Source organism: Mucilaginibacter sp. (genome assembly GCF_039207105.1).
Taxonomy (GTDB): Bacteria; Bacteroidota; Bacteroidia; order Sphingobacteriales; family Sphingobacteriaceae; genus Mucilaginibacter.
Window position 1 is genome coordinate 129,964 of the sequence record NZ_JBCECK010000001.1, and the last position, 6,593, is coordinate 136,556.

At 41.8% G+C, this 6,593-nt stretch carries 6 protein-coding genes; all 6 read right to left on the minus strand.

Annotation, left to right across the window (positions count from 1 at the left end):
• Window positions 1–12 precede the first annotated feature (12 nt).
• Window positions 13–882, minus strand: coding sequence for an FkbM family methyltransferase (locus tag AAGC65_RS00555; protein ID WP_343110446.1), 870 nt, complete (start codon window positions 880–882; stop codon window positions 13–15).
• Window positions 866–2,293, minus strand: coding sequence for a hypothetical protein (locus AAGC65_RS00560; protein ID WP_343110447.1), 1,428 nt, complete (start codon window positions 2,291–2,293; stop codon window positions 866–868). Before AAGC65_RS00560 ends, AAGC65_RS00555 begins: the two co-directional genes overlap by 17 nt.
• A gap of 10 nt (window positions 2,294–2,303) precedes the next feature.
• Window positions 2,304–3,212 (minus strand): nucleotide-diphospho-sugar transferase, encoded by a 909-nt coding sequence (locus AAGC65_RS00565; protein ID WP_343110448.1) that lies wholly within the window; start codon window positions 3,210–3,212, stop codon window positions 2,304–2,306.
• 10 nt (window positions 3,213–3,222) lie between these two features.
• The gene (locus AAGC65_RS00570) at window positions 3,223–3,414 is read right to left on the minus strand and encodes a hypothetical protein (protein WP_343110449.1); all 192 of its coding nucleotides are present in this window, start codon (window positions 3,412–3,414) and stop codon (window positions 3,223–3,225) included.
• Complete coding sequence (locus AAGC65_RS00575) at window positions 3,411–4,757, minus strand: flippase (protein ID WP_343110450.1); 1,347 nt, start codon at window positions 4,755–4,757, stop codon at window positions 3,411–3,413. The genes AAGC65_RS00570 and AAGC65_RS00575 overlap by 4 nt, the downstream gene beginning before the upstream one ends.
• On the minus strand, window positions 4,750–6,593 hold a 1,844-nt coding region (locus AAGC65_RS00580), incomplete at its 5' end, for a polysaccharide biosynthesis tyrosine autokinase (protein ID WP_343110451.1). The genes AAGC65_RS00580 and AAGC65_RS00575, both read right to left, overlap by 8 nt.

The window sequence follows — 6,593 nt, forward strand, 5'->3', positions numbered from 1 at the left end:
AGTTATATCGTTTTAGATCCACATATGTAACATTACCGGGTTGCCGGATATATAATGGATTCCCTTTATGAGGTGGTTATATTCTGGCACCACGCTCTTTATCAAGGCTATTAGTTTTTCATAATCCTGTCCGGGGTGATAGGTAGTGATAGCTATTTTGGGTTTGCTATCCTTAATGGTTTTAAGTGCTCCCCTAATCATGTTTTCTTCAAATCCTTCTATATCAGCTTTTAAATAATCTATCTTGATTCCTTTTTCAGCGAAAAGACTGTCTATAGTTACCACATCCACTTCAATAGCTTCTCCATTGTGGTTATGTTCTCCGATTGTACCGTTAAGCACGGTATTATCGGATGTAATATTGATATATGCCTTATGACAACTATCGCCTGCCGCGACAGGTAGGATCACCACTTTGTTTTTGTTTTGGAAAAGTTCCTGTAGTGAATCTATGAACAGTGGCAAAGGCTCTAATACAAAAATGCGGCTAGCCGTATACTGGTGCCTGAAAGCAAAAAAGCCTTCAGCACTGCCGCAGTCAACCACTACATCACCGGGGGAGATATCTGTTTGAGGAATCTCGTAATAATGCCAGTGTTCAGGTCTTGATTCAGTCATGATCATCGCAAAGCTGTAAAACGGTGCAGACAGCGGATAAATGAATATATCTTCATGACCTTTTATCTGGTAATAGCTGTATTTTTCGTCTTTATTTACAAGGGTGGCTTTTTCATTGGCTACGTCATACATGCGTGGTGAAAAAAGGTGGTACATCATTTCGTTCCATGACGTTCTTTTCCTTACCTTTTTATTGAAAAGGTAGTGATACAATAGAGACATCCGGAATTGAATGCCCCAGAGAATACTACGTATTTTGTTCATGTCCATTTTCGTTTACAGATTCATTATTATATGCGCAGAGTAATGCCACTATGATCAGGAAAAGATCAATCTGACTAAAAAAGAAGCAAACAGCAACATACGCCAGATAACTGCGCTGGAATGGAGAAGCTCCTTGCCCAGTTCTGGTAAGTATCAAAAAAAAGAAAACCAGGGAAACAGCGCCAAATTCTGCCAGGATAAAGAACCAGCGCATATTGAGGTTTTGACCGCCAATACCCGCTAATTTGTTTTGATAGTTGGCCTGCCCAAAAAAATAGCTTGGAGGAATAAAAGTGCTGTTTCCAGCCCCATATCCTGATATAACAAGATAAGGCTCATTCCGTAGAAAATCTACTATTGGTAGTTCCATATCCCGCTGTAGCGGGATTCCTAGAATAACATTACTCTTACGCCATACTTCGTTATCATACCGGTAAAGTGATCTTTCCAGCAGCAGCCGGTATATGGGCTGGTTGCGGTTAGCCATATACTGTTTCAGGAAGTATTCCTTAGATGCCGAGATAGCGAGGAAAACACCAACGATCATGCCCAGGGTACTGATTATTTTCAATCTTACTGGCAACAGTTTAGGAAGGCACAGAAACAAAAGCCCAGCGGCCAGGATATTGATCCAGAAGGTTTGCGATGATGTGAGGATGCCCACAACAGACATTACTGTAGCCGCCATGTAGTTCCGGTCTTTAATAAACAAGGGAATAGCTAAGGAAAGAAAGGCGCTGAATATTTTAGGCTCCGAAAACAATGCCTGCACCCGCAGCCCCAGCGGGCCATTGATCTCCTGTTGCAGGTAACGGCTTTGTAGGCCCAGAAACTCACTAAGCTCCACATTATGGAAAATGAGCTGTACGGCAATTTGGATAATGGCTATAATGCAGGATATAATTGCGATTTTTTTTATGCTGCGGGAGAATTTTTCAAATGAAAGTTGTTCCCTTTCCTGCACTATTTTAGCGCCAATAGCAAATAAAGGCAGGTAAGTTTTCAAGTAAAAATAAATAGGCTTTGTATAAAAGGGGAATAACTTACCACCAGGATAACTGAAAGGATCTTTGTAAAATTGTGTGATCAGGAATACCACAATGTTCGATAGCAGAGGTAATATGAGTAGAAAGAAATATTCTTTCCGGATATATTGCCTGCCGGTAAATAATTGATGTGCCTGTTCAAGGAAGATGAAAATGCCAATAAAAAACGTAGCATTAAAAGTAGGCCCGATGACGAGCATAGTATAGGCTTCGGATGCAAAGGCATAGAGCAGCGTATCTATAATAGAGATCCGCTTGTTATAGTACTGGTACAGCAGTATCATGGCAATAACCAGGGGCATGCTCTCCCTGAAACATTCCACGAATAAATTACTGCTTTGAAGAATACTGTATCCGGTTTCCATATTCATTTGCTTATCTGGAGATGCGTTTGTACAGGTTGTACAGTAGCGTATTATTTTTTACTGTTTTTTTGATCCCGGTAGACAAGCCGCCAGGGCTATACAATGTGTTGATGGTATATCTGTCTGCTTCTTCATCAATATTATCCACATCGGGGTGCCTGATATCTTCTATTTTGCCGTATTGTATTTTGTTAAACCACCGGGGAACAGAACGGGTATGGGTAGCTTGTTTACCATAACCGATGTTTTTAATAAGGCTGATATTGGGTGTGATAACCCATCCTTTATTGAACCACACGCTCATAAACCACTGGATATCCCAGGTATCTGTCTGGGCCTTATATATGGATTGCAGTTCTAATTGCAGGAAGTTGTTAAGGCCCTGCCTGGAAACGTGCTGGTACCGGTAAAGTGTAAAATCGTAATACTGCCAGGCGCGCCGCCAGGTTGCCCATCCCCATACATGTGCGTAGTGGGAAAAATAGTAGGAAGCATTTCCCCGCAGCATGCCCGACTGGTAATTACTCCCGTTAATATGCATAATGTTCTGATTCAACCGGTATTTTGCCAGCATGACTGTACAGAAAGAGAAGAAGGAAGGATCTGGCACACAGTCATCTTCCAATATAATACCTTCTTCTACATGCCTGAAAAACCAGTCGATAGCAGCACTTACCGCTTTGCCGCAGCCCAGGTTATGGGGCCTGAATAGTGTTTCTACTTTACAGGGCCAGTCAATGTCATTTAACAGAGCCGTTCTGGTAGCCTCACATAGCGCAGCTTCGCCAGCCCGGTTGTGGCGGGGGCCATCGGCAGCAATAAACAGGCGTTCAGGCTGTTGTAGCTTGATTTGCCTGAGTACCAGCAATGCCTGTTCGGGGCGGTTAAATACCAGTAATAAGATCGGCGTGTGTAACATTATTTAGTATTTAAAACCCATTATTGAATGTTGAATAGGTGTGCTGGCTTGTTGCTGAATAACCTATTTCCTGATTAATATTTTTAAAACGGTGTATTAAAATGAAACCTTTACCCTCGGGGCAGTAAGCACCCATATTGTAATTAAATTGGGGAAATAAAGTGGTTACTGATTTTAATATGATGCTTTTAATGCTGCTCATTTGATGTAATGTTTTTGGTTAATAGTGAATAACTTGCCGGTAAATACCTTCAGATTGTTATACACCTGTTTTATATCTGAAATGACCAATGCGGGGTGAAATATCTTGCTTGTGAGCAGATATCCCTGGCCGCTTTTGTCGAGCAGGAGTAACATGCCATATACAGAAGCGTAAGCAACTACCGTAGCAATGGCTGCACCAATACCGCCATAGGATGGTATCAGTAAGAGATTAATACCTATATTAACTATGAGGCCGCACAGGTTGCCATACAGGTAAATCTTGTATTCTCCTTCCACGAAGAGGTACTGCACTAAAACAATGTTTAGGAAAACAGGAATACCCGCCCATACATGAATCATAAGCATCCAGGAAGCAGTCATATAGGCTTCGCCATATAGGAACGGAATAATCAGGTGTGCAGTCAATGTAACCAGTAAAGCAATACCTGCGCTTAACCAAAACGATAACCGGAGCCATTTTTCAAGGGTTAGCAAATAAGCATTGTGGCTGATCTTTTTCTTTTGGATGAGGCCCGGCAGTATGGCTACAGATATTACCATGGGAATAGCATACCATAATTCGGAGATCCGGGCGGCGCCCACGTATTTACCCAGTTCGGCGGCGTTTGAAAGCACATCCAATATTATCAGATCTATCTTCATGAACAGCACTACAACCAAGTTTGAGAGCATCAGTGGCCAGCTCTGAGCCAACAGTGATTTGGCCAGTAGCCAGTCTATGCGCAGGGTGAGATCCGCGGCATTATGATAGCCGAATATCACTATGATTACCATATAGGTTACCAACAATTCCGCAGCCGATGCCCATAGAAATGCCATCAAAGAACCCCCAAGAAATATGATGATAAGCTTTACCATACAGAAAGCAATGAATACAGCTACCTTAGGGATAATTACTCTTTTTACATTGTTTTTTGCCTGGTAGAAATAATCTAATACATCAAAGGATTGCATGATAATAATCAGCGCAGAAAAAATGGTACAGTATAAATAAAGTTGCTGGTGTTTCCTGGTAAACAACACAATACCTATACTGATGGTCATACAGATTATGGCCGCACTGATTCTCATTACAATAATAGTTGACACCGTAATTCCCTGTCTTTGCTCATTATTGATTATCTCTTTCACGGCGAGCTTATCCATGCCAAGTATGGCCACACTGCCTATAATAGTGGTGAGTGCCAGTGCATAGTTCCAGATCCCGAATTCTTCGGGCCCCAGATGGCGACCAATAAGTGCCAAAATGATGAGGCCCGGGAAAAGTTTACTGAGCTTATCAATCAGGAGCCAACCGCTATTTTCAAATAGTTTATACAAAACGCTGTTTTATTTTTTTAACCAATGATAACCATGTATGCTTATGCTGCTTATCTTCTGTGTATGAATAATAATCGTAATATGGGTAAAAGGTATTCTGTTCTATGCCGTTGAAGATGACACCCATTTTTCTAAAGACCCCTTTTCTAATGCTTTCCGACACAGATATCAATTTAGATTTAAGCGTGAAATTGTACCTTACTACGAACAGGGTGCAATCCACGTGATTTGAAATACTTTTAGCATCGGATACAATACCGATAGGCGTCATATCAATAATTACGTAGTCGAACATGCCTTTCAGCCGGTTTAGTAGTTCAGCCATGCGTTCTCCTTCAATCAGCTCTATAGGATTGGGAGGAATAGCCCCTGAGGAAACGAGGTAAAGCTCATCCGTACCTGGTACTTTTTTAATGATCTCTTCTATGGTTTTATTGCCGAGGATATAATTAGTGACGCCAATGTTATGATCAAGCCCGAAGAACTTAGAAAGCTTTGGCTTCCTGAGGTCGAGCTCAAGTAGTACCACTTTTTTATTACTAACCGTTAAGGAATTACCGAGATGGGCCGACAAGAATGTTTTTCCTTCGCCCGAAATACTGGAAGTGAACATGATAATGGGTGTACCAGTAACTTCTGTAAGCAGAAATTTTAAGTTTGTACGTAGGTTGAATACCTGTTCCATAAGTACTGATCTGTTCTTGAGCGACATATCGTGTGCTCCTTCTTCCTGCTGGTAGACTTCGGCTATCACAGGGAGATCTAATACCTGTTCTATCTCTTTTTTACTGAGTATGCTGGAGTTTAAAAAATATTTAAAATAGATATAAGCGCTGGTGAGTACCAGGCCGACAGCAATAAAGGCAATGAATACAATGGATTGTTTGGGAGAGACAGGTTTGTCGGGTACAAAAGCAGGGGCTATCACTTTATTGTCTACCACATTGCTGGCATAAGCAACTGATGCCTCTTCCTTCTTTTTTAATAGGTATAGATAGAGGTCTTCTTTCACCCCCTGTTGCCTTTTGATGTTGATATATTCTTTTGCGTAGGTGGGTATATTGGCTATTTTACCTTGTATTTGGTTTACTTTACGCTGTGATTCTTTTTGTACCACACCGGCGTTCCGTTTGTACCCTGCGATATAGTCGCTGATGGTTTTTCGGGCATCAGTGATCTGCGACTCCACGTTTTTCAGGATCTCACTGGTAGGTTTGAGGGAGAGCGACAATCGTTTTTTTTCTTTGAGTGCTTCCTCATATCGGTTAATCATAGAGGTCAGTGTCTGATCAATATTGCCGATCACGGGTGCAAAGGGGTAATCGCTGGAGGGATTGTTAATATAGTTTTCCACCTGGTCAAAAACCGAAAGTTGCAGGTTAGCTTCGCTGAGCTTGATATCTGCTTCCTTTACCTGATCCAATGCCAGTTTTGAACTGGCATCAATATCTGTGATTCCTCTTTGGATCTTGAAATTTTCTTCCTGTTTTTCCAGTAATCCGAGTTCTTCTTTTAACGAATCGATCCTCACTCCCAGGAAATGAATTGTTTTGAAGGCGGTCCTGTTCTTGTCGTCAAGGGTATATTCGTTATAGGCGTCAAGCAATGCATTAAGGAAATTGGCGGTTCTTTCAGGCACAGGGTCGTTGTAGCTGACGAGTATTACAGTGGCATCGCGGTTTACGAGTGAGGCGTCCATTTCTTCTATTTTGTCGTAAGCGCACTCCGCAACCGAGTCTACCTGTATCCTGAAGGTACTTGCCGGATCGGTGGTAACCAATGGCGAGTAGTTGATCACAAACTTATCTTTCGCCACTGTGAATGGCTCACCAGGCT

Bases quoted from the DNA above. Each gene is read 5' to 3' on its own strand.
- AAGC65_RS00555 (WP_343110446.1), bottom strand. From the start codon at position 882: ATGAACAAAATACGTAGTATTCTCTGGGGCATTCAATTCCGGATGTCT.
- AAGC65_RS00560 (WP_343110447.1), bottom strand. From the start codon at position 2,293: ATGGAAACCGGATACAGTATTCTTCAAAGCAGTAATTTATTCGTGGAA.
- AAGC65_RS00565 (WP_343110448.1), bottom strand. From the start codon at position 3,212: ATGTTACACACGCCGATCTTATTACTGGTATTTAACCGCCCCGAACAG.
- AAGC65_RS00570 (WP_343110449.1), bottom strand. From the start codon at position 3,414: ATGAGCAGCATTAAAAGCATCATATTAAAATCAGTAACCACTTTATTT.